The 22,218-nt window shown below is 53.9% G+C and carries 15 protein-coding genes; 10 read left to right on the top strand and 5 right to left on the bottom strand.

Annotated elements, in window-relative coordinates:
* Nucleotides 1-4 precede the first annotated feature (4 nt).
* The 4 genes from JZY04_RS02870 to JZY04_RS02855 all read left to right on the top strand — a co-directional run bounded on the left by JZY04_RS02870 (nucleotide 5) and on the right by JZY04_RS02855 (nucleotide 4,208).
* Nucleotides 5-505 carry an acetyl-CoA carboxylase biotin carboxyl carrier protein subunit gene (locus JZY04_RS02870; protein WP_005782744.1) on the top strand — a complete coding sequence of 167 codons (501 nt, stop codon included), beginning with the start codon at nucleotides 5-7 and terminating at the stop codon, nucleotides 503-505.
* A gap of 17 nt (nucleotides 506-522) precedes the next feature.
* Entirely contained in the window at nucleotides 523-2,058 is a 1,536-nt protein-coding gene (locus JZY04_RS02865) for an acyl-CoA carboxylase subunit beta (RefSeq protein ID WP_005808010.1), read from the top strand.
* A gap of 137 nt (nucleotides 2,059-2,195) precedes the next feature.
* Nucleotides 2,196-3,080: an AraC family transcriptional regulator gene (locus JZY04_RS02860; protein WP_122143119.1), complete on the top strand. Its 885-nt coding sequence runs from the start codon at nucleotides 2,196-2,198 to the stop codon at nucleotides 3,078-3,080.
* A gap of 213 nt (nucleotides 3,081-3,293) precedes the next feature.
* Nucleotides 3,294-4,208, top strand: a complete 915-nt coding sequence (locus JZY04_RS02855) for a YncE family protein (RefSeq protein ID WP_122143120.1) — start codon at nucleotides 3,294-3,296, stop codon at nucleotides 4,206-4,208.
* 186 nt (nucleotides 4,209-4,394) lie between these two features.
* Here the strand turns inward: JZY04_RS02855 and JZY04_RS02850 are convergent, their stop codons facing one another.
* Nucleotides 4,395-5,066 carry an isochorismatase family protein gene (locus JZY04_RS02850; protein WP_122143121.1) on the bottom strand — a complete coding sequence of 224 codons (672 nt, stop codon included), beginning with the start codon at nucleotides 5,064-5,066 and terminating at the stop codon, nucleotides 4,395-4,397.
* A gap of 392 nt (nucleotides 5,067-5,458) precedes the next feature.
* Between JZY04_RS02850 and JZY04_RS02845 the strand changes: the two genes are divergently transcribed.
* A complete protein-coding gene (locus JZY04_RS02845) occupies nucleotides 5,459-7,072 on the top strand; it encodes a serine hydrolase (protein ID WP_122143122.1) in 1,614 nt (537 codons plus the stop codon).
* Nucleotides 7,073-7,183: 111 nt separating this feature from the next.
* On the opposite strand, the gene JZY04_RS02840 is transcribed toward JZY04_RS02845, so the two are convergent.
* On the bottom strand, nucleotides 7,184-8,815 hold the full coding sequence (locus JZY04_RS02840) for a PAS domain-containing sensor histidine kinase (RefSeq protein ID WP_250707119.1): 1,632 nt from the start codon (nucleotides 8,813-8,815) through the stop codon (nucleotides 7,184-7,186).
* Between the two features lie 128 nt (nucleotides 8,816-8,943).
* Between JZY04_RS02840 and JZY04_RS02835 the strand changes: the two genes are divergently transcribed.
* Nucleotides 8,944-9,903, top strand: coding sequence for an AraC family transcriptional regulator (locus JZY04_RS02835; protein WP_250707121.1), 960 nt, complete (start codon nucleotides 8,944-8,946; stop codon nucleotides 9,901-9,903).
* Nucleotides 9,904-10,037: 134 nt separating this feature from the next.
* On the opposite strand, the gene JZY04_RS02830 is transcribed toward JZY04_RS02835, so the two are convergent.
* A complete protein-coding gene (locus tag JZY04_RS02830; RefSeq protein ID WP_005782761.1) occupies nucleotides 10,038-11,531 on the bottom strand; it encodes an IMP dehydrogenase in 1,494 nt (497 codons plus the stop codon).
* 414 nt (nucleotides 11,532-11,945) lie between these two features.
* Between JZY04_RS02830 and JZY04_RS02825 the strand changes: the two genes are divergently transcribed.
* Nucleotides 11,946-12,179, top strand: a complete 234-nt coding sequence (locus tag JZY04_RS02825; RefSeq protein ID WP_122143123.1) for a hypothetical protein — start codon at nucleotides 11,946-11,948, stop codon at nucleotides 12,177-12,179.
* Between the two features lie 329 nt (nucleotides 12,180-12,508).
* On the opposite strand, the gene JZY04_RS02820 is transcribed toward JZY04_RS02825, so the two are convergent.
* On the bottom strand, nucleotides 12,509-13,360 hold the full coding sequence (locus JZY04_RS02820; RefSeq protein WP_181996467.1) for a helix-turn-helix domain-containing protein: 852 nt from the start codon (nucleotides 13,358-13,360) through the stop codon (nucleotides 12,509-12,511).
* Between the two features lie 150 nt (nucleotides 13,361-13,510).
* On the opposite strand from JZY04_RS02820, the gene JZY04_RS02815 reads away from it, so the two are divergent.
* From JZY04_RS02815 to JZY04_RS02805, 3 genes are all read left to right on the top strand, one after another.
* Nucleotides 13,511-14,629, top strand: coding sequence for an efflux RND transporter periplasmic adaptor subunit (locus tag JZY04_RS02815; RefSeq protein ID WP_122143124.1), 1,119 nt, complete (start codon nucleotides 13,511-13,513; stop codon nucleotides 14,627-14,629).
* 77 nt (nucleotides 14,630-14,706) lie between these two features.
* Complete coding sequence (locus tag JZY04_RS02810) at nucleotides 14,707-17,916, top strand: efflux RND transporter permease subunit (protein WP_122143125.1); 3,210 nt, start codon at nucleotides 14,707-14,709, stop codon at nucleotides 17,914-17,916.
* 309 nt (nucleotides 17,917-18,225) lie between these two features.
* Nucleotides 18,226-19,599 (top strand): TolC family protein, encoded by a 1,374-nt coding sequence (locus JZY04_RS02805; RefSeq protein ID WP_122143126.1) that lies wholly within the window; start codon nucleotides 18,226-18,228, stop codon nucleotides 19,597-19,599.
* A 339-nt stretch (nucleotides 19,600-19,938) separates the two neighbouring features.
* Here JZY04_RS02805 and JZY04_RS02800 read toward each other — a convergent pair whose 3' ends face one another.
* A complete protein-coding gene (locus JZY04_RS02800; protein WP_122143127.1) occupies nucleotides 19,939-22,077 on the bottom strand; it encodes a PAS domain-containing hybrid sensor histidine kinase/response regulator in 2,139 nt (712 codons plus the stop codon).
* Nucleotides 22,078-22,218 lie beyond the last annotated feature (141 nt).

The following is a 22,218-nucleotide window of genomic DNA, read 5'->3' as shown; positions in this document are numbered from 1 at the left end:
GAGCATGGAAATACATATAGGAAATCGCGTGGCCGAAATAGAACTGGTCAGCAAAGAAGATAACAAAGTGGTACTCACCATCGACGGAAAAACGTTCGAAGCGGACGTTGTCATGGCAGAGAACGGGAATTGCAACATCCTGATGGACGGACGCAGCTCCAACGCCCAACTGATTCGCAAAGAGAACGGAAAGAGTTACAAAGTGAATACACACTACAGCAGTTTCAATGTCGAGATTGTGGACAGTCAGGCAAAATATCTGCGGATGCGCAAGAAAGGTGAAGAAACACAGAACGACCGCATCATTTCGCCCATGCCGGGCAAGGTAGTGAAAATCCCCGTCAGTGTGGGACAGGAGATGAAAGCCGGAGAAACTGTCATCGTCATCGAAGCGATGAAGATGCAGAGTAACTACAAGGTGACTTCGGACTGTCGGATTAAAGAGATTCTGGTACAGGAAGGTGATAATATCGCCGGAGACCAGACGTTGATAACGTTAGAATAAGGAATAATAGAAAGACAATGGAAGAAGTAAATAAAGCCTATGCCACGTTCGAAGAGCGTGACCGTATCGCTTCCCAAGGCGGAGGCGCTGCCAAGATTGAAATACAACATGCGAGCGGAAAGATGACTGCCCGCGAACGCATCGATATGTTACTGGACAAGGGAACATTTGTGGAACTTGACAAGCTGATGGTGCACCGCTGCACCAACTATGGCATGGACCGTAACAAGGTTCCGGGCGATGGTGTGGTGTCGGGTTACGGAAAGATCGACGGCCGTCAAGTGTTTGTCTACGCTTACGACTTCACCGTTTACGGTGGTTCGCTCTCAGCATCGAATGCCAAGAAGATTGTCAAGGTACAACAACTGGCTTTGAAGAATGGCGCGCCGATCATCGCACTGAACGACTCGGGCGGTGCACGTATCCAGGAAGGAATCGAAAGCCTGTCGGGCTATGCCGACATCTTTTACCAGAACACGATGGCAAGCGGCGTGATCCCGCAGATTTCGGCTATCCTCGGTCCATGCGCCGGAGGTGCCTGCTACTCTCCGGCACTGACGGATTTCATCTTTATGGTGAAGGAGAAAAGCCATATGTTCGTCACCGGACCGGATGTGGTAAAGACGGTGATCCACGAAGAAGTCAGCAAAGAAGAACTGGGCGGTGCCATGACGCACAGCAGCAAGAGCGGTGTAACGCATTTCATAGCAAACACCGAGGAAGAATTGCTGATGTCGATCCGCGAGCTGCTCTCCTTCCTCCCGCAAAACAATATGGACGAAACGCGCAAGCAGAACTGCACTGATGACATCAACCGCGAAGATGCATCACTCGGCAACATTGTCCCCGCCGACCCGAACATACCGTATGATATGAAAGAGATCATCGAACGGGTTGTTGACGAGGGCTACTTCTTTGAAGTGATGCAGAACTTTGCCAAAAACATCATCATCGGTTTTGCCCGCTTAGCCGGACGCTCGGTAGGTATCGTGGCCAACCAGCCGGCATACCTGGCGGGTGTGCTCGACATCGATGCCAGCGACAAGGCAAGCCGTTTCATCCGCTTCTGCGACTGTTTCAACATTCCTCTGATTACGTTCGAAGACGTTCCGGGCTTCCTGCCGGGATATACGCAGGAGAACAACGGCATCATCCGCCACGGTGCCAAAATTGTGTATGCCTTTGCCGAGGCCACAGTGCCCAAGCTGACTGTAATCACCCGCAAGGCCTATGGTGGCGCTTACATCGTGATGAACTCCAAACAGACGGGGGCGGACGTGAACTTTGCCTACCCGAGTGCGGAAATTGCCGTGATGGGTGCCGAAGGAGCTGTAAACATCCTGTTCCGCAAGGCGGACGCAGAGAGCAAAGCCAAAGAACTGGATGCCTACAAAGAGAAGTTTGCCACTCCATACCAGGCTGCCGAACTGGGATTCATCGACGAGATCATCCTGCCGAAACAGACCCGTAAACGCTTGATACAGGCATTGGAGATGACGGAAAACAAAATGCAGACGAATCCGCCGAAGAAACACGGAAACATGCCGCTGTAGGCACAGCAGGCGGACCAAGCAGAGAGGGTATATGTGCGGGGGCAAGGCGACCGGAACAAGATTTCGCCCGTCTCCCCGCATTTTTCAGGAAGTTTTATCCTATATTTGCGTCAGCTAACTCCAAAACCTTTCATCTTATGCCCACTAAGCGCCTTTTCGTCCCCGATGACATTCTCCGCCCGGCACAGCCGGGTGAAGACAAGAACATACGCCTGCTCCAATACGTCAACTCTACCACACAGGAAAACTTCGACGCTTTCCTGACGCACCATGCCCTGGTATACATCCTCTCCGGAGTGAAGCAGATCAAGGTAGGGAGCAATCAGTTTGACATCCGGCCCGGAGAACTGTTTCTGATACCAAGGGGAGAGTACGTGATGTCGGAATACATTACCGGCGAACACGGGTTCCGCAGCCTGATGTTGTTTTTCAGCAAACGGGTTGCGCAAGGACTGACCGAACAACTGAATGGATGTTTGCCGGAACGTATACCGGAAAGGATACCGGCAAAAAGAGAAGCCGTAAAGATCATTCCCCACAACCGGGAAATAGAGAAACTGTTTTCTTCGTTGGAGGAATACAGCAAGAGTAAGAGTCCGTTTATGTGCGAGCTGATCCGGCTGAAATTTACCGAACTGGTATACCTGCTTCTGGACAGTCCTTACCGGCAACTGATAGCTTCCTTCCTCCTGGATGCGGCACGAAGCGAAAGCCCGGCACTGTCAGTCGTGCTCGACCGGCATTTGTATTCCCCGGCCACCGTCAACGAACTGGCTATGCTTTCCGGCAGAAGTCTGTCGAGCTTTAAGCGGGAGTTTGCCCAGGAATATGGTGAAGCTCCCCGCGGATGGATACGCAGAAAAAAACTGGAACGCGCTGCTTATCTGCTCGACACGTCGGACAAAACGATCGAAGAAGTAACGGACGCGAGCGGATTTGTGAGTGCGGCACACTTTGCCCGGCTCTTTAAAGAGCAATATCAGATGACACCTACTGAATATAGGGGGAGGAATAATGAATGATGGGCGAAAAGCGATGAACGATGGACGAGAAGTGAGGAATGGAGATAATCGAAGACCTATACATAAGGTGTGGGAAGCTACCGGGACGAAGCATTCGTAAACGTACCCTGAACCAAACAGACCGGAGACTGAACCAAACGGGCAACAACCCGTTCTCTGTTTGCCTGTATCTTTGCTGCATGAAATTCATCTTATGAAATACAAGATCAGCTTATGAAAACTAAATTCTTTACTCCCATCCTATTGATCACCTTCTCGGCTACCGCTCTGTGTTGCCAAAGCAAAAAACAAAACCAGCCGGCGGAAGAGGCACAGCAACCGGAAACAACGATCATCAGTGACAGCATTCGTTTCTGCGAAAGCACGTACCCCTATCAGGGAGGTATCCTGGTCGCCAACTTCGGAACGGAGCAGCTCAATCCACTCAACACGGAAGGCAGGGGATACATCGCCTACCATAAAGACAACCGGACAGAAATCCTGATTCCTGCCGACGGCAACCTCTCCGGACCGAAAGGAATGTTTATTCGTGACGAGCACCTGTTCATCTGCGACGTCAACAAAATCGTAGTCTACAACCTACAAGCACCGGAGAAAGCACCGCAAGTCGTCCTGCTGCCCGAAGGCAATCTTTTCGTAAACGACCTCGTGGCGGAAGGGAATACACTTTATGCTTCTGTCACCAATACAGGAAAAATCTTCAGCATCGATATCAGTAACCCAGACGCAGTGGGGATTCCTGCCGAATGGGTGAGCATCGCCGGACCTAACGGGCTGATTATCGAAAACGGAACCATGTACGTCGCCTCTTATTCCGCTGACGGGAAGACAACGGACAACAATGTCATCTATCAGATTACCGACCTGAGCAACCCCGTTCCAGAGAAGTTCATCACCACCCCGGGACAATATGACGGTATCGCCCTCTCTGCCGACAAGAAAACGATGTACATCACCAACTGGACACCCGCACAAGTTTGTGCCGTCGACATGAATACCCGAAAGATCACGCCACTCGACATTAACCCGGAGAAACCGCTGTCCGGCCCGGCAGATATCACGGTAGCCTCCGGAACGATGTATATTCCGGACCTGCCCAACAGCAGGGTCATCGTTTATCCAATGTAAGATTCGGTTCATAATCCGTCATTACTTATACTAAAAATTCCCTTATCCCAGCTTTTCCCATCCATTGAGAAAGTTGAGATAAGGGAATCTTCCGTTTATCGGAAGGCCGTTTCCGGGATGAATATCCTTTCAGGAACTCCGCTCAGAGAGAGCCCCCCGATTAACGGCCTATATAACCCCGTATACTCACCGCTGCCGCATCTCTGCCACGAACTCGTCGGTCGTGTAGACCTTCTCTGCCAGCAGGGTGAAGTTGATGAACGCTGCCGTATCGGCATCCAGTCCGGAGAGCTTGGCAGAGGCCGTGGCGTCAAAGACGACGGCTGCCTCGAATCCGCGTTCCTGCAACTCGCGCAGATGGGACTCCGCGCAGAGGTTGCCGGACATGCCACACACCACTACCTTGTTCACCCCACGCTTGCGGAGTTGAAGAATCAGGTCATTGTTTTCCGGCCCGTACAGTTTGTGGGGTGCCGTGACGATGATATTCGTGCCCCCATCGATATAGGGTTTGTAGAGTTCCAGCCAGTCGGCACCCGAACCTTCAAAGCCTTCGCCGGTCAACTGTCCCCGGCGTTCGAACATGCCCGTGTCGTGCATCAGTTTCTCAATGGGGCCTTCGAAAAGCCATTGGTGATCATGCTTATAGTAATAGTGCGGGGAGATGAATACCAGCATGCCTTTTGCGGCTGCCACCTCGAAGATGCGGCGGAGGTTCTCCACCGTGCCATTCTTCTGTATGTTCTCTCCGAAAGCGCCCCAGCCCAGACCGTTCTCGCTCAGGAAATCGTTCTGAGGGTCTGTCATTACAATCGCTGTGTGTTCGTCAATGACGAACGGGGTGTTGATACCTTCCATAATCTTTTTTTGTTTTTAGATGTTTATACTCCTTTTAGCTCAGGGTGCGGCGTCGGTGTACCGCTTGTTTTCCGACTTTGCAAAGATCGGCATTCCACACAGGGCGGGAAAGGGCCATACGGCTGGATAAGTTAGCAATTCTTCCCGAACAAGAAGAAATCATGCTATCTTGTCTTATGAGGAAAAGAAATGGATCAGAAGAGGGAACGGAAACACCTATTTATATATAAAAGGCTTATAACAAACCGGTTTTAGAGAGTGGAAACACCACTCTTCCCCGCCTTCGGGAACAATTGCCTATTCAATGTGTGATATCGCTCTTTCCCGAGCAGCGATAAGCACCTATCTTTGCAACATCAGATTTAAACAACTAAAACAATCCCGCGAACGTTATGAAAAAGAATTTATTAATTTTAGTCGCACTGCTGACTTCGGCAACGATCTCGGCACAGAACGGAGGAACCATTATGAAGAAGTATGAGAACCAATTGCCGCAAGCCGGCAGGGGAAATGTGCACGTTGCCTACCAGGGCAAGGCCATCGACCAGATGATTTACGATTTTATGGAAGAACAGGGAATACCGGGCATGACGCTTGCCATCGTACAGGCGCCTTACATCCCCCGGGTGGTGGGCTACGGAGTGACCGATTTCACGAAAGGAAACCTCGCCGCCGCCAAGACGCTCTGGCCCATCGGCCCCATCTCGCAAGGATATGCTGCCGTGGCGGTGATGCAACTCTACGAACGGGGCAAACTCGACCTGAACGACCCCGTCGGCAAGTACCTGAAAGATGTGCCGGAAAGCTGGAAACCGGTCAGCATCCTCCAGTTGATGCAGCACAGCTCGGGCATCGCCGACTACCGCGCGCAGAAGGGTTTCGACGTCTCTGCCGATTATCGTCCGGAACAGCTGATCGAGACCGTAGCCGCACTGCCACTGACCTTCGAACCGGGAACGGACGTGAAGCAGAGCGCCACGAACTTCCTGCTGCTGACTTCCATCATCGAGAAGGCGGGCAAAATGCCTTACCACGATTTCGTGAAGAAGTATCAGATTGACTACTTGGGACTGCGGCAGACTTTCTTCGGAGAAGACCTGGCGAAAGTAAAACAGGAGGACGTGACCACTACGGGCAACGTGCACCAGACATTCAAGAAGGACCGGGACTATATCAACCCCTCGGAAACAACGACCGGATACGTTGAAAAAGACGGCCGGCTCGTCGCAGCGCCTGCTGTCAGCCCTACGGCACTGAAAGGTTTCTCCGACATCTGGGCATCGGCGGAGAACGTTTCCCATTGGGACATCGGACTGGCGGGAAGCGCCTTGATCGAGAAACCGGAAAACCGTGACATCGTGTACAAACCCACCCGGCTGGCCAACGGCAAGGTGGTCCCCGCCATGACAGGCTGGCAGTTCTATAACCACAACGGGCTGATGGACATCAAAGGCGACGTATCGGGACATTCAGCTTTCCTGAGCCGTTTCACCGACGCTTCGGAACTGGTATGCGTCACCCTGCTCGCCAACAAGGAGGGAGTGGACCTGACGAACCTGGGACGGCGCATCGCCGCCGCTTTCGACAGCGCCAAGATGGGCACGGGAGCCAACGACAACCTGCTGTACACCTACGAGAGCCAGTTCAGCGTAGACGAAACCATGGGACGCATCGAGCAGACGCTCCGGGCAATGGGAATCCCTGTCTTCGCCAAATTCGACCACGGAAAGAATGCGGAAGAGGTAGGCTTGACGCTTCGCCCGAACCAAGTGATCGTCTTCGGTTCGCCGAAAGTGGGCACAAAGCTGATGCAGGATAATCCGAGCATCTCGATCGAATTGCCGCTGAAGATCTCCGTTTGGGAGGATAAAAATGGCAGCGTATGGGCCACTTTCCCACAGATGCAGGTGATGGCGGCCGAATACGGGCTGGAAGCGGAACCGGTGATCGGAAAGATGCAGGAATTGCTGGAAAAGATCGTGATTAAGGGGGCAAGCGTGTATTGACTCCATGCCCGAGGGCATTCTTAAAATAAACACAGAAACGGGGAAATCACAAGCGGTTATGGGACAACGCGCAACGTGACTTTCCTCGTTTCATTTGGGTACCCCCCGTTTCTATTTTCTTCCTATCGGCAGGCAGACTTCAAACCTCGCCCCCTCACCCGCTTCGGACTCCGCACGAATCTCTCCGCCGAAATGTTCCACAATCGTCTTACAGATGGCAAGTCCCAACCCCGTTCCTTGAACAAAAGAATCTCCTTTATAAAAGCGCTCAAAAATATGTGCAATCACTTCCTCCGACATTCCTTTCCCGGTGTCTTCGACAAACAGCTGTACATCCTTCTCCCCCCTCCGGCGATAACCTATCCGGATGCTGCCCCGGCTCGTAAACTTTATCGCGTTATTGATCAGATTATTCACCACCTGCTCCAGCCTTACCGGGTCTGCGGTAATCGACACATCCTCTGCGGGCAGATCCGCAATCAGTTCTACACCGGGCTTCACGTTCAGACGCTGCATGCGGGCAATGTCGGCAAACATCTTGTTCAGTGAGAAAACCGAAACGTTAAACTCCATGGTGTTCGATTCAATCTTCGAAAGATCCAGAATATCCGAAATCAGGAACATCAGCAACTGCCCGTTTTTCTCTATCAACGCAGCATACTCCTCGATGTCCTCCGGCCTTAAATCGGATTGCTCGCTCACCAGCAGTGTGGAAAAACCCACGATAGCATTCAGTGGAGTGCGGATCTCGTGACTCATATTGGCCAGGAAAGCACTCTTCAACCGGTCGCTCCGCTGTGCCTTCCGGAGGGCGTCGTTCAGCCTGTCCTCTATATCTTTATACCGCTGTGTACTCATGCAGATACCCACAATACGGAACGGCAGATCCGACAGCTGACCCACATAAGTAGACTGCCCCTCGAACCACTCCCAGCCCCCGTCTCCCCGGCGCAGACGATAAGGTACGGGCGCCTCGTACAAGTTTCCCGTCAACTGCCCGGCAAGGGCGTCGAAAAGTACCTTCCGGTCATCGGGATGCACCAAGTCGGAAAACTGTTCCATGGTCAACGTATAATCTCGGGTCGGAATCTTCAGATAGTCGAAATAACGCGGGTCAATCACCATCAGGTTCCGCTCCATGTCGAACGACCAGGAAAAGATATGTGTTTTGCTCAGGGCGATATTCAGCACATGCCGCTGCGTCCGTTCTTCAAGCACATTGCGCAGGTAGACGATCATCTTGATCAAGCGGCCGCTTTCATAAATCCCCACAATGCCGCCTTGAATCAGGAAGCTGATATTGGAACGGGGCTCGCGAATGAAGCAATTGGTAGAAAACAAAATGTTGCGCTTTCCGCTCTGTATCTCTTTCAGAAACCGGGGCAAAAGGTTCTCCTTGTCCTGGATCAGTTCGATGATCTCAACCGCCTGTCGCCCGGCAACCTGCTTCAAATCCAGTTGCAGCTCTTCCAGCAACAACTTGTTCATCCGTTCTATCTTCCCGTCAGCGCCGAGGACAAGAATGCTCAGCGGCCACACATCAAACAGTTGCCTGCATATGGCATCTCCCACCAGCGCCTTTTTGAGCGCCCGCCTCTGCCCGTAGAGGCACTTCACCGCCACACACAAGGCAAACACGACAATAAGCAGCAAAACAATAACCGTAATCAGACTATTGTCCCCAATAGCCAAAGAAGAAAAAAAGACAGGAAAAACAAAGGTGTTGAATGAAAATCGGTTCATATAAATTCAGTTGTGTCAGAACACAAAGATCGTACTAATATCAGTCACCGGCAACGAATCGGGTTGGAAACGATATTCTATTATTCTCACAAAACATTCCATCATGTACGGATTGACCACTTTTAACTATGACAAGAAAAGCCCCGGACAGAATTAACAAGTCATTAACTATAATAGACCGTAATATAATGACTTTTGCAACCAAAAAGGGATCTCAGCGTTATAGCAAACAAAAGAACATGCTTACTCCGGAGTTACATATATCAGACAATTTCACCACTGCCGACCGCATCAGCAGCGAAACACTGTGGACATATTGCGCCGAACTCAAAAAGACGAAAGCTGTTATTTTTGCCCTCTGTATGCGGGGACGTGTCAAAGCGATGATCAACCTGGTGCAATACAATATCGGTCCCGGTACGATGATCGCTATCCCCTCAGAAAGTTTCATACAAGTGCAGAAGACATCGGACGATGTGCAGATGCATGCGGTACTCTTTTCACTTGCATTCATTCACGAAACCCACTTGGACAGATCGATCATCAATACGTTCTACATCATCAACGAACACCCCCTGCTCCCATTGTCCCCGAGAATTTTCGGCATCTACGTCCAGACTTTCGCGCTTCTGACACACATCCATAAAGATGCACCGTTCCTCTTCAGCCATGCCACACTGAAGTCTATGCTTGAAGCACTCCTACAGGGGTTCACAGAGCTCAGTCAGCGAAAAGCGTTGTCGCAGGTAGCGCCTGCCAACAAACATTCCGCCGTCTTTCGCCAGTTTGTCCGACTGGTACAGGAGAATCATGCCCACCAACATCAGGTACAGTTTTATGCGGCCGAAATGGGAATGAAATCAACTACCCTCTGCCACATCATAAAGAAAGAATCGGGCGGACAGACAGCAATGGAAATCATCAACAGTATCCTGATCCTGGCTGCCCGAACCCTGCTGCGAACCACACCCACTCCGGTGAAAGACATCGCCCTGAACCTGGGATTCAACAATGCGGCGTTCTTCAATAAGTTTTTCAAGAAGCAAGTGGGGATGACCCCACAGAAGTTCCGGAACGCAGAGAAATAAGGTCAGACCTACGAAACAGGCGGACCGAAACGAGTTTCAACAACTATACAGTCATCTCAAACCCCGTATCCGTCCGCCTGTCCTATATTAGTCGCACTTATTGGATGGTCTGTGTGCGGATAGTGAAAAGTTTATTATCCTTTTTCCTTCAGAATCACGTCGTGTGCCCCGCCTTCTACGATACTGGTAGACGAAACCAACGTAATCTTGGCGTTTTGCTGCAAATCGGGAATGGTAACGGCACCGCAACTGCACATCGTAGCTTTGATCTTGCTCAGTGTGGCAGCCAGATTATCTTTCATCTTACCGGCATAAGGCACGTAACTATCGACTCCCTCTTCAAACTTCAAAGATTCCGTCCCGCCCATATCATAGCGCTGCCAGTTCTGGGCACGGTTCGAACCTTCTCCCCAGTACTCTTTCACATAATTGTTCTTGATGCAGAGCTTCTTCGTAGGCGATTCGTCGAAACGGGCAAAGTAACGGCCCATCATCAGGAAATCGGCCCCCATGGCAAGGGCAAGCACCATATGATAGTCGTGCACCAGTCCGCCGTCGCTGCAAATAGGCACATAGATGCCTGTGCGTGCCTGATATTCGTCACGGGCACGAGCCACGTCCTGCAAAGCAGTCGCCTGTCCGCGTCCGATACCTTTCTGTTCACGGGTGATGCAGATAGATCCACCGCCAATACCCACTTTCACGAAGTCCGCACCAGCTTCCGCCAGATAGAGGAAGCCTTCTTTATCTACCACGTTACCGGCACCTACCAGTACTTTATCCCCATACTGCTGCTTGATCCATTGCAGAGTCTCGCATTGCCATTCCGAATAGCCGTCCGAAGAATCGATGCAAAGCACATCCACTCCTGCTTCTACCAGAGCAGGTACACGTTCCTGATAGTCACGGGTATTGATACCGGCACCCACCAGCAATTTCTTGTCGGGGCTTGACACCTCGTTAGGGTTTTCCTTGTGGCTGTCGTAATCTTTGCGGAAAACGAAATAAGCCAGACGGCCGTCCTTGTCGATGATGGGAAGAGTGTTGAGTTTGTGGTCCCAGATAATCTGGTTCGCTTCGCTCAGTGTCAGTCCCACTTCGCCTACAATCAGCTTGTCGAAAGGGGTCATGAAGTCTTTGATCTTTTTGTCCAGCGGATCTCTGGAAAGGCGATAGTCGCGGCTGGTTACCAATCCCAGAAGATGCCCGTTCGGTGTGCCGTCATCCGTGATTCCGATGGTAGAGTGTCCGGTCTGACGAAGCAGGCGAAGTACATCATCCAACGTATGTTCCGGTGTCAGGTTCGAGTCACTGGTCACGAAACCGGCTTTAAATTTCTTCACTTTCCGCACCATTTCCGCCTGACTGGCGATGGGTTGCGAGCCGAAGATAAACGAGAGTCCTCCGTTGCGTGCCAGCTCGATAGCCAGTTCGGGACCGGAAACCGACTGCATGATTGCCGAAACGAAAGGAATGTTCAATTCGATTGCTGCTTGTGTGCCTGCCGCATGTTTCACCAGCGGGGTGCGTAAAGATACATTGGAAGGTACACACTGTTTGGTGGTAAGACCGGGAATAAGTAAATATTCACCGAAAGTTCTTGATACTTCTTCTACGTAAACTGCCATAAGATAAGTTGTTTTTTGGCATGCAAAATTACATCTTTCTTTTTAATTATGTGACAGGGACAGGGGTATTTTTTTCAATTATCCCTTCACAGTATCCTATTCTTCTGCCGTCCGTCCATTCAGGCACGGATATTATTGATAAGTCTCAAACGTATGTCCCCCTTTCCGGAGTTGGTCGGCATATTGCTGCAAGGCGGTATCGGATATGCCCAAAGGTTCTGACAATACAGACATAGCCTGATTTCTTTAGTTCACCGGCAAAGGTAATACAAACCGGACTACGTCATGCTTTCCTTATAGATTTAACCCAAAACCGGCATCCCTGCTTTTAAATTAACAGAAAACAACGCCATTTAGCAAACACTTTCGTACCTCCGGTGTTATTCATTACCATACTATAAATAGTTACCTCTTATGTCACAGGAAATGAAAGCATTCTCCGGAATGAAAACTACACGGAATTTCAGTTTCAGTCATTTCGAAGTCATTATCAACAGCGTACCGGGCAGAAAAGTTGTTCTGGAATCGACTCTGTTGGAACAGTCGCCAATTGAAAAAGGATGTGGAGATGCCTCTTCACAGGCATGGAAGGCGACTCCGGCAGAAAGCCGGACAAAGCCTGTGTATAACGAGATCTGGTATACATAAGCAACCGCCTTTCCTGTTTTTATTCAATCACACACAAGAGCCGGATACTTCGGTTCCATCCGGAGAATGCGTCGTTTGGATGCGCATCCTACAGGGGGACATCTGTTACCTTGAATGCCGACTTCATTTACGTGCCGGGATAACCGGTTTTACGTGCCGGCGTAAATGGTTTTACGTGCCGGGGTAAACAGTTTTACATGCCGGGGTAAATGGCTTTACGTGCCGGGGTAAACGGTCTTACATTGAAAGAAAAATATAGGTAAATACAATCTGCTGATTATCAAGATTACCGGGACGGATGTCGCAACTACGCATTTCCCAGAGAACTCCTATTTTAGACCCGCCAACCTCGCCCTGTACTCCATCGGCGAAACCCCTTCGTGACGTTTGAAATACCGGCCAAGATAAGATTGGTCGGGGAAGTTCAGGCGGTCGGCTATCTCCTGGATACTGAGATCGGTGGACTGGAGGAAGACTTTGATCTCCAAGGCCGTGAAATCATCAATCACTTTTTTGGCTGAGCCGCCCATAAGGGAGCGGCAGATGCTCGTCAGGTATTTGGTAGAAATGCAGAGACGGTCGGCGTAGAAGACAACGTCGCGCTGCGAACAACAATGCTCGTGCACCAAGGTGACGAACTTATGAAAAAGCTCGTTCGGACGGTTGCCGCCTTCGATCTCTTTATGGGTGAAAAGGCGGTGCACTTTGTCGTATACATCGAGCAGGAAGCTTTGCAGGTGGTTGCGGGCTATCTGGTTGCGGAAGCGGTGGTCGGTGTCGGCGAAGATGGCGCCGGTGGCGTGCAGAAGACCATTGATGGGGGCGGTAAATTCGGGAGGGAGCGTATAGCAGGGCTTCTCCTTGAGGAAGCGGAAGAAGGAGGGTTCGAAGCGGATGCAGGCTTCACGGAACATCTCGATGTGGGAGGCGAAAAAGGAGATCTGCAGGTCGTCGCTCTTCTCTTCAAGGGTGATGACGGAGCCGGGCAGGAGGACAACCTGGGTATTGGGGGTGATCTCGTATTTCTTCAGGTCGATGGCAAGCGTGGCACGACCGCTGCGGCAGTAGAGAATGATGGCACAGTTGAGCTTGTGCAACCGGTTGTAGAAAGGGGCGAAGTCGTCGGTTCCTGCCACGAAGGGCTGGTCGAGAGTGAGAGTGAGCAGATTACTTTTTTCCATATCGTGTTCTTTATTTCGCCTGCAAAGGTAGGTCTTTTTAGTGAATTAGGCGAAAAGTTGTTCCGATTATGAACAATAGTGAGGTGGGTATGAAAAGCTGCCGAAGGGGAAAACGCTCTACCTTTGCCGCGACAAAATTAAATAGGAACTATGATTGAAAAGGTAAGTAAAGTGAAACAGGCCGTGATACTGGCCTGCTGTCTGGCCGTCGGGGGATGCAAGCAAGCACCACAGGCAAACGTGGAGTCGGGATACAAAGTGATGACCCTCGCGCCTGCCGACCGGACGCTATCGAGTACGTATTCGGCAACGATACGCGGACGACAAGACATCGAGATCTATCCGCAGGTAAGCGGTACGCTGACGCAGGTGTGTGTCAGCGAGGGGGAACGGGTGAAACGGGGACAGTCGCTGTTCGTCATCGACCAAGTGCCTTACGAGGCTGCCTTGCAGACTGCCCTGGCAAACGTGGAGGCGGCAAAGGCGTCGCTGGCCACGGCACAACTGACGTATGACAGCAAGCAGGAATTGTACAGGCAGAACGTGGTGTCCGCCTTCGACCTGAGCACGGCAAAGAACTCTCTCCTGGCAGCGCAGGCGCAACTGGCGCAGATGAAGGCACAGGAGGTGAACGCACGCAACAACTTATCGTATACGCTGGTGAAGAGTCCGGCGGACGGAGTAGTGGGCACGCTGCCCTACCGGGTGGGAGCACTGGTGAGCGCCAGCCTGCCGGAACCGCTGACTACCGTTTCGGACAACTCGGACATGTACGTCTACTTCTCGATGACGGAGAACCAGCTCTTAGGACTGATCCGCCGTTACGGATCGAAGGAGGAAGCCTTGAAACAGATGCCGGAAATCGGCCTGCAACTGAACGACCGTTCGGACTATCCGCAGGCGGGACGGATCGAGACGATCAGCGGGGTGATAGACCGCACGACGGGAACGGTGAGCCTGCGGGCGGTGTTCCCCAACCGGGAAGGGCTGCTGCATAGCGGCGGCGCCGGAAACGTGATCGTGCCGACGGAGAAGACGGGAGCGCTGGTGATTCCGCAAGCGGCCACATTCGAAGTACAGGACAAGGTATTTGTATATAAGGTAGTGGACGGCAAGGCGCAATCGGCTCCGGTACAGGTGACGCGCGTCAACGGCGGACAGGAGTACATCGTGGAGAGCGGGCTACAGACCGGTGACGTGATCGTGGCCGAAGGCGTCGGACTGCTCCGGGAAGGAACGGAGATCAAAGCGGTGAACGAGGAACGGTGAACGCTCATCGTATGCAATAAAACAAAGAACAAGGCTCACCACAGAGTGGCACAAAGGAAACATATAACCCTATAATTATGAACTTACGAACATTCATCGAACGGCCCGTCCTATCGGCCGTTATCTCCATCACCATCGTCGTGGTCGGGATCATCGGGCTGTTTACATTGCCCGTCGAACAATACCCGGATATCGCCCCGCCAACCATCATGGTCTCCACCAGCTACTTCGGAGCCAGCGCGGAGACGTTGCAAAAGAGTGTCATCGCCCCGCTCGAAGAGGCCATCAACGGAGTGGAGGACATGACGTATATGACCTCCAGCGCCACCAACGCCGGAACGGTCTCCATCACTGTCTACTTTAAACAGGGAACCGACCCGGACATGGCGGCGGTGAACGTGCAGAACCGGGTCTCCAAAGCCACGGGACAGCTCCCCTCGGAGGTGAACCAGGTGGGTGTCACCACCTCGAAGCGGCAGACGAGTATCCTGCAAATGTTCTCGCTCCACAGCCCGGACGACTCTTATGACGAGGCTTTCCTGGCCAACTACATCAGTATCAACCTCAAGCCGGAGATTCTCCGCATCTCGGGCGTGGGCGACATGATGATCATGGGAGGCGACTACAGCCTGCGCATCTGGATGAAACCGGACGTGATGGCGCAATACCGCCTGATCCCCTCGGACGTTTCGGCGGTGCTGGCGGAACAGAACATCGAGTCTGCCACCGGATCGTTCGGCGAGAACTCCGACGAGACGTACCAATACACCATGAAGTACAAAGGCCGCCGCATCACCCCGGAAGAGTTCGGCGAGATCGTGATCCGCTCCACCGACGACGGGCAGGTGCTGAAACTGAAGGACATCGCCACCATCGAGTTAGGACAGGAAAGCTACGCCTACAGCGGAACGACGGACGGGCATAATGGTATCTCGTGCATGCTCTTCCAGACTGCAGGTTCCAATGCTACGGAGGTGAACAACCGCATCAACGACTTCCTTGAAGAGGCACGCAAAGACCTCCCCCGCGGAGTGGAACTGACGCAACTGATGTCCAGCAACGACTTCCTCTACGCCTCCATCCACGAGGTGGTGAAGACGCTGCTCGAAGCCATCCTGCTCGTGATCCTCGTCGTATACATCTTCTTGCAGGACATCCGCTCGACGCTGATCCCGCTGGTGGGCATCATCGTGTCGCTCGTCGGTACGTTCGCCTTCATGGCGATGGCGGGATTCAGTATCAACCTGATCACGCTGTTCGCGCTGGTACTGGTCATCGGTACGGTGGTGGACGATGCCATCGTGGTGGTCGAGGCCGTGCAGGCACGGTTCGACGTGGGCTACAAATCGTCCTACATGGCGAGCATCGACGCCATGAAAGGTATTTCGAATGCCGTCATCACCTCGTCGCTGGTGTTCATGGCGGTGTTCATCCCCGTATCGTTCATGTCCGGCACATCGGGGACGTTCTACACGCAGTTCGGACTGACGATGGCCGTAGCGGTAGGTATCTCCGCCGTGAACGCCCTGACACTGAGCCCCGCCCTCTGCGCGCTGCTGCTGAAACCGTACATCAACGAGGACGGCACGCAGAAGCAGAACTTCGCCGCCCGCTTCCGCAAAGCATTCAACGCAGCGTTCGACGTGGTGATAGACCGTTACAAGGGCATCGTGCTCTTCTTCATCAAACACCGTTGGCTGACGGGCGGACTCCTCGTGGCAAGTATCGCCCTGCTGGTGGTGCTGATGAACACGACGAAGACCAGCCTCGTGCCCGACGAAGACCAGGGCGTGGTGTTTGTCAACGTCAGCACCGCCGCCGGCAGTTCGCTGCGCACGACGGACGAGGTGATGAAGCGCATCGAGCAGCGCATGGAACAGATCCCGCAAGTGGAGCACGTGCAGAAAGTGACGGGCTACGGACTGCTGGCGGGCCAGGGAAGCTCGTTCGGTATGCTGGTTCTGAAGCTGAAACCGTGGGACGAACGCCCCGGAAAGGAAGACAACGTGCAGTCGGTCATCGGCCAGGTATACGGGCGGACGGGCGACATCAAGGACGCCACCGTATTTGCCATCTCACCGGGAATGATCTCCGGCTACGGTATGGGTAACGCCCTCGAAATGCACATGCAGGACAAGACGGGAGGCGACGTGAACACCTTCTTCCAGACCACGCAGCAGTATCTGGGCGCGCTGAACCAGCGTCCGGAGATCGCCATGGCCTACTCCACGTTCGACGTCCGCTACCCGCAATGGCTGGTCGAGATAGACCCGTCGAAATGTAAGCGCTCGGGCATCACCCCCGACCAGGTGTTGAGCACCCTCTCGGGCTACTACGGCGGGCAGTACGTGTCCAACTTCAACCGCTTCTCGAAAGTATATAAGGTGATGATCCAATCCGACCCGCAATACCGCCTCGACGAAGCTTCGCTGGGCAACACCTTCGTGCGGATGTCGAACGGCGAGATGGCGCCTCTGAGCCAGTTCGTGACGCTGACCCGCACGTACGGAGCCGAGTCGCTGAGCCGCTTCAACATGTACAACTCCATCGCCGTGAACGCCATGCCGGCCGACGGTTACAGTACGGGTGACGCCATCCGTGCCGTACAGGAGACAGCCTCCACCGCCCTGCCCAAGGGCTACGGCTACGACTACGGAGGCATCACCCGTGAGGAGACGGAGCAGAGCGGCACGACGGCGATCATCTTCGGCATCTGCTTCCTGATGATCTACCTGATTCTGAGCGCGCTCTACGAGAGCTTCCTGATCCCCTTCGCGGTGCTCCTGAGCGTGCCGTGCGGACTGATGGGTTCGTTCCTCTTCGCCCGCCTGTTCGGTCTGGAGAACAACATCTACCTGCAAACGGGACTGATTATGCTGATCGGTCTGCTTGCCAAGACGGCGATCCTGCTCACCGAGTATGCCGCCGAACGCCGCAAAGCGGGCATGGGGCTGATAGCCTCCGCGCTGAGCGCCGCCAAAGCCCGTCTGCGCCCGATATTGATGACGGCACTGACGATGATCTTCGGGTTGTTCCCGCTGATGGTGGCAAGTGGCGTAGGGGCAAACGGTAACCGTTCGTTGGGAACGGGCGCCGTGGGCGGTATGGTCATCGGTACGCTGGCACTGCTGTTCATCGTGCCGTCGCTCTTCATCGCTTTCCAGTGGTTGCAGGAACGCATTCGTCCGGTACAGGCCGAACCGACGCACGACTGGCAGATCGAGGAAGAGATCGTAGCGAGCGACCGGGAAAAGAAGGAAGCGAAAGGAGGGGCTTTGAAGGAATAAAGGACTCTTTTCACCACAGAGGAACACAGAGTGACACAGAGGAAGACAGGTTATTGGTATGAACGATCAAAGGAGCAAGATTCACCCGGTGATACTCTACCCGGTGATACTCTGTACTACTCCGCCATACTTTACTTCGTATCGCTCTGTATGACTCCGTACCACTCCATATCACTCTGTGATACTCTGTGTTACTCTGCGGTGAAAAGAGTTCTTCCCCCGTTCAACCCTATTTATCATTAGCAGCCCCCTCCCCTCCTCTTCCACCGGAGGAACCGGGGGAGGGAGGCTCCCATAAAACAAGCAATCATGAAAAAGTTAATCATATCCCTTGCCGCCACGCTGGCACTCAGCAGTTGCGGCATTTACTCCAAATACAAACCCGCTACCGAGGTTCCCGACGGCCTTTACGGCCAAGAAGGCGCGAATCCTTCCGACTCCGCCTCCAACCTCGGCAGCCTCCCCTGGCAGGAGGTCTTCACCGATCCTTGCCTCCGCACGCTGATCGACACCGCCCTCGTGCGCAACACCGACCTGCGTACGGCCCACCTCCGTGTGAAAGAGGCCGAAGCCACCTTGCTCTCCGTCCGACTCTCCTATCTGCCCGCCTTCTCCCTCTCCCCGCAGGGAACGGCCAGCAGCTTCGACGGCGGGAAAGCCTCGCAAACCTACTCACTGCCCGTCAGCGCCAGTTGGGAGATCGACATCTTCGGCCGGCTGACGAACGCCAAGCGGCGTGCACAAGCTGTCGTGGCGCAGAGCCGTGACTATGAACAGGCGGTACAGACGCAACTGATTGCCGCCGTCGCCAACAACTACTATACGTTGCTGATGCTCGACGCCCAGATCGAGATCTCCACCGCCACCGAAGCCGCCTGGAAAGAGAGCGTTGCCACCACCCGCGCCATGAAAGCTGCCGGAATGGTGACCGAAGCCGCCCTCTCGCAGACTGAGGCCACATACTACAATATATGTACCACCCTGCTCGACCTGCGCGAACAGCTCAACCAGGTGGAGAACGCCCTTTCGCTGCTCCTTGCCGACGTCCCCCGCACCCTTCCCCGCGGACGCCTCGCCGAGCAGCGCCTGCCGGAGAACCTTTCGGTGGGCGTGCCCTTGCAGATGCTTGCCAACCGCCCCGACGTGCGCAGTGCCGAACAGTCGTTGGCACAGGCATTCTACACTACCAACGCCGCCCGTTCCGCCTTCTACCCCTCGATCACGCTGAGCGGCAGCGCCGGCTGGACAAACTCGGCAGGTGCGATGATCGTCAACCCGGGCAAGTTCCTTGCCACCGCCGTGGCCTCGCTGACACAGCCTTTGTTCAACCGGGGAGCGAACATCGCCCAGCTCCGCATAGCCAAAGCGCAACAGGAGGAGGCACGCCTCAGCTTCGAACAGACGTTGCTCAACGCCGGAAGCGAGGTCAACAATGCCCTGGTGCAATATCAGACGGCACGGGACAAGGCAAACTACTTCGAGAAGCAGGTGGCTTCCCTCGAAAACGCCGCCCGCAGCACACAACTGCTGATGAAGCATGGCAACACGACTTATCTGGAAGTGCTCACCGCACAGCAGACGTTGCTCAATGCGCAACTCTCGCAAGTGGCCAACCGGTTTACTGAAATCCAGGGGGTCATCACCTTGTATCAGGCATTGGGGGGAGGAAGAGAGAGGAGTTAAGAAGCGGAACTCACCACAGAGTAACACAGCGTAACACAGAGGGAGTCAAGCCGTTGGTTATCGGCTTGACTCCCTCTGTGTTACGCTGTAGTGAAAAAATACGGGAGAAACAAGAACGAGGGAAAGAAGCTAATGGAGCCGGACCGATGAGAAGGGGATGGGGCGCAAGGGTGTGTCTCCCGACAAATCCTGTCTCAACTCTATGAGCGCGGCCTTCTTCTCCCGGTCCTTTGCTCCATCCCTATATATCACGTACTTCAGCGCTTCTTCCCTCGTCTTTTTCTCTTCTCCCTATATTTCACTCTATCACATTATTAACACTTGTCTTTCTACGTCCCCTTACAGAAACCTGCGCAGTGTCCCGGCCAGGGCATTGCGGTCGATGGGCTTCACCAGGAAACCGTTGCAGCCGGCGGCTATCGCCGCCTCCTTATCAGAGTTGAAGGCATGTGCCGTCAAGGCGATGATGGGAACTTCCCGGTTCGTTTTCCTGATTTCACGGGTAGCTTCCAGGCCGCCCAGACGGGGCATCTTGATGTCCATCAGCACCAGGTCGAAGTGTTCCGACAGGACCTTTTCCACCGCCTCTACGCCATCTGCCGCACGGGTGAACCGGTAGCCCAAGTTGCCCAGGAGGACGCTCATCAGATGGTAATTGCTTTCTATGTCTTCAACCACGAGGATCGTTTTTTTATCCGTATGCCCGCCGGACGACGGTTCGCTGTCCGGATCCGCGGGCGAGGGTTCGTCGGTGGAAGCGGACAGGTTTTCCGTCCCCTCTCCGGCATCAAGACCGTTGTCAAGACCGGCATCAAGCTGCGCAGCTTCCTGTCCGCCTGCTTCCGCCTCTCCGCATACACGCATGATCTCGCAGGGAACCCACGACCAGAACGTAGACCCGACTCCTTCTTCCGACTCAAATCCCACCTGCCCGCCGGCGGATTCGGTGACCACCTTGCAGATGGCCAGCCCCAGCCCCGTGCCTTGGGTAAACTCGTTCAGCTTCTCAAAACGGTGGTACAAGCGGGACTTATCCTTGTCCGGAATGCCGATACCCGTATCGGAAACGTAGAAGTAAATGCCCTCTCCCTGACGCCGGTAGCCCATGCGTATCTCTCCCCGATAGGTGCATTTGATGGCGTTCGTGGCGTAATTCAGCACCACCTGCGCCAGGCGGTTGGCGTCCATCCGCACCAGGCAAGATTCGTAGGGGTTGTCGCAGACCAGCTCCACGGACGGATTGGCCATCGCCTGGCGGACGGAGCCGTAGAGTTCGTCGAAGTAAACCGAGAGGTCGAACTCGCTCAGTTGCCGGTCTATGAACCCGGCTTCGATCTTCGACAGGTCGAGTATATCGTTTATCAGCCGGAGCAGCAGGTCGCTGTTCGTCACGATGATCCGCTGATATTCGGCTATCTCCTCCTTCTTGTCCGTATTGGTGAGGAGGTTCGAGAAGCCGATGATGGCGTTGAGGGGCGTGCGTATCTCGTGGCTGATATTGGCGAGGAAAGCCGATTTGAGCTTGTCCGAGCGTTCGGCGCGCTCCTTGGCTTCGCTCAGTTCGTTGACCATCTTTTTCCACGACGTGACGTTGCGGCGGAAGCCGGTGTAGAGCAGCACTTTGCCCGTGGCGTGGTCTTTCAGGAAAGAGGTTCCGGTGACGACGCAGTCCTGCCACCCGTCGTCGTAGGTGGTCTTCACCCGCATCGGGGCTTCGTCGGAGAAGTCGGCGCCATCGTCCATCATCCGGAGGTAGTCCATGATCCCGGGCCGGTCGTCGGGATGGACGGTGCCGAGGTAGTCTTCGGGGGTGAGCCAGACGCTGCTGTCGAAGTTGGTCACCGGGTCGTTGTAGGACGAGAAGCGGCGGATGCGGTTGTCGTACCGCCAGTGCACCAGCCCTGAGGCCTGTATGGCCTGGTGTGCCAGTTGGGCGCTCTCCTTCAGTTTCACGCTGTATTCGTGCTCCCGGCTGATGTCGTTCATGATGAAAACGTAGTTCTGCATCTTCCCGTCGGAGCCGAAGACGGGTGTGCCTTTGCAGCTGATCCGCTTCACCTCCGAGGTGCACCGGGTGTTGTAGAATCCCGTCCGGCATACGATGGAGAAGTCGTAGTCGAAGTCTACCTGTATCTTCCTCTGCCGTTGGAACGCCTTCTTTACGGCGTCGGGGATGACGGGATTGTCCATGATGGGCGTGGAGCCGATGACCGCCCTCTTGTCCACCACTCCGAAAGTCTGGCACGTGCGCTCGTTCATCCACACCAGGATACCTTCTTTCGAATAGACTTCTATGCCGACGGGGAGGTCGCCAAAAATGGTGTCTGTCCGCAGCTTTTGCAGGTTCAGTATTTCCTGGGCTTCCCTCAGGGCGCGGGTCGTACGCCGGCGGCATCTGGCCAGCAGCACCAGGAAGACGGACAGGATGAAGACGGCGCAAAGCACGGCGGGAAAGAGGAAGGGGGGTAAGTTTGACATAGGCTTTCAGTAGTTTGATATATGTTTTTAGTGGTTTGATATATGTTTTTAGTAGCTTAATAAGTGTATTTGCGCGAACGGCCGACGGGCGGAGAAACGGATTTGCTTCGTAGCCCCGGACGAACTTACTTCGTAGCCTCG

This window comes from Bacteroides sp. 11BF (assembly GCF_019633765.1).
Lineage (GTDB): Bacteria > Bacteroidota > Bacteroidia > Bacteroidales > Bacteroidaceae > Bacteroides > Bacteroides hominis.
This window is presented reverse-complemented; position numbering and strand designations above follow the sequence as displayed.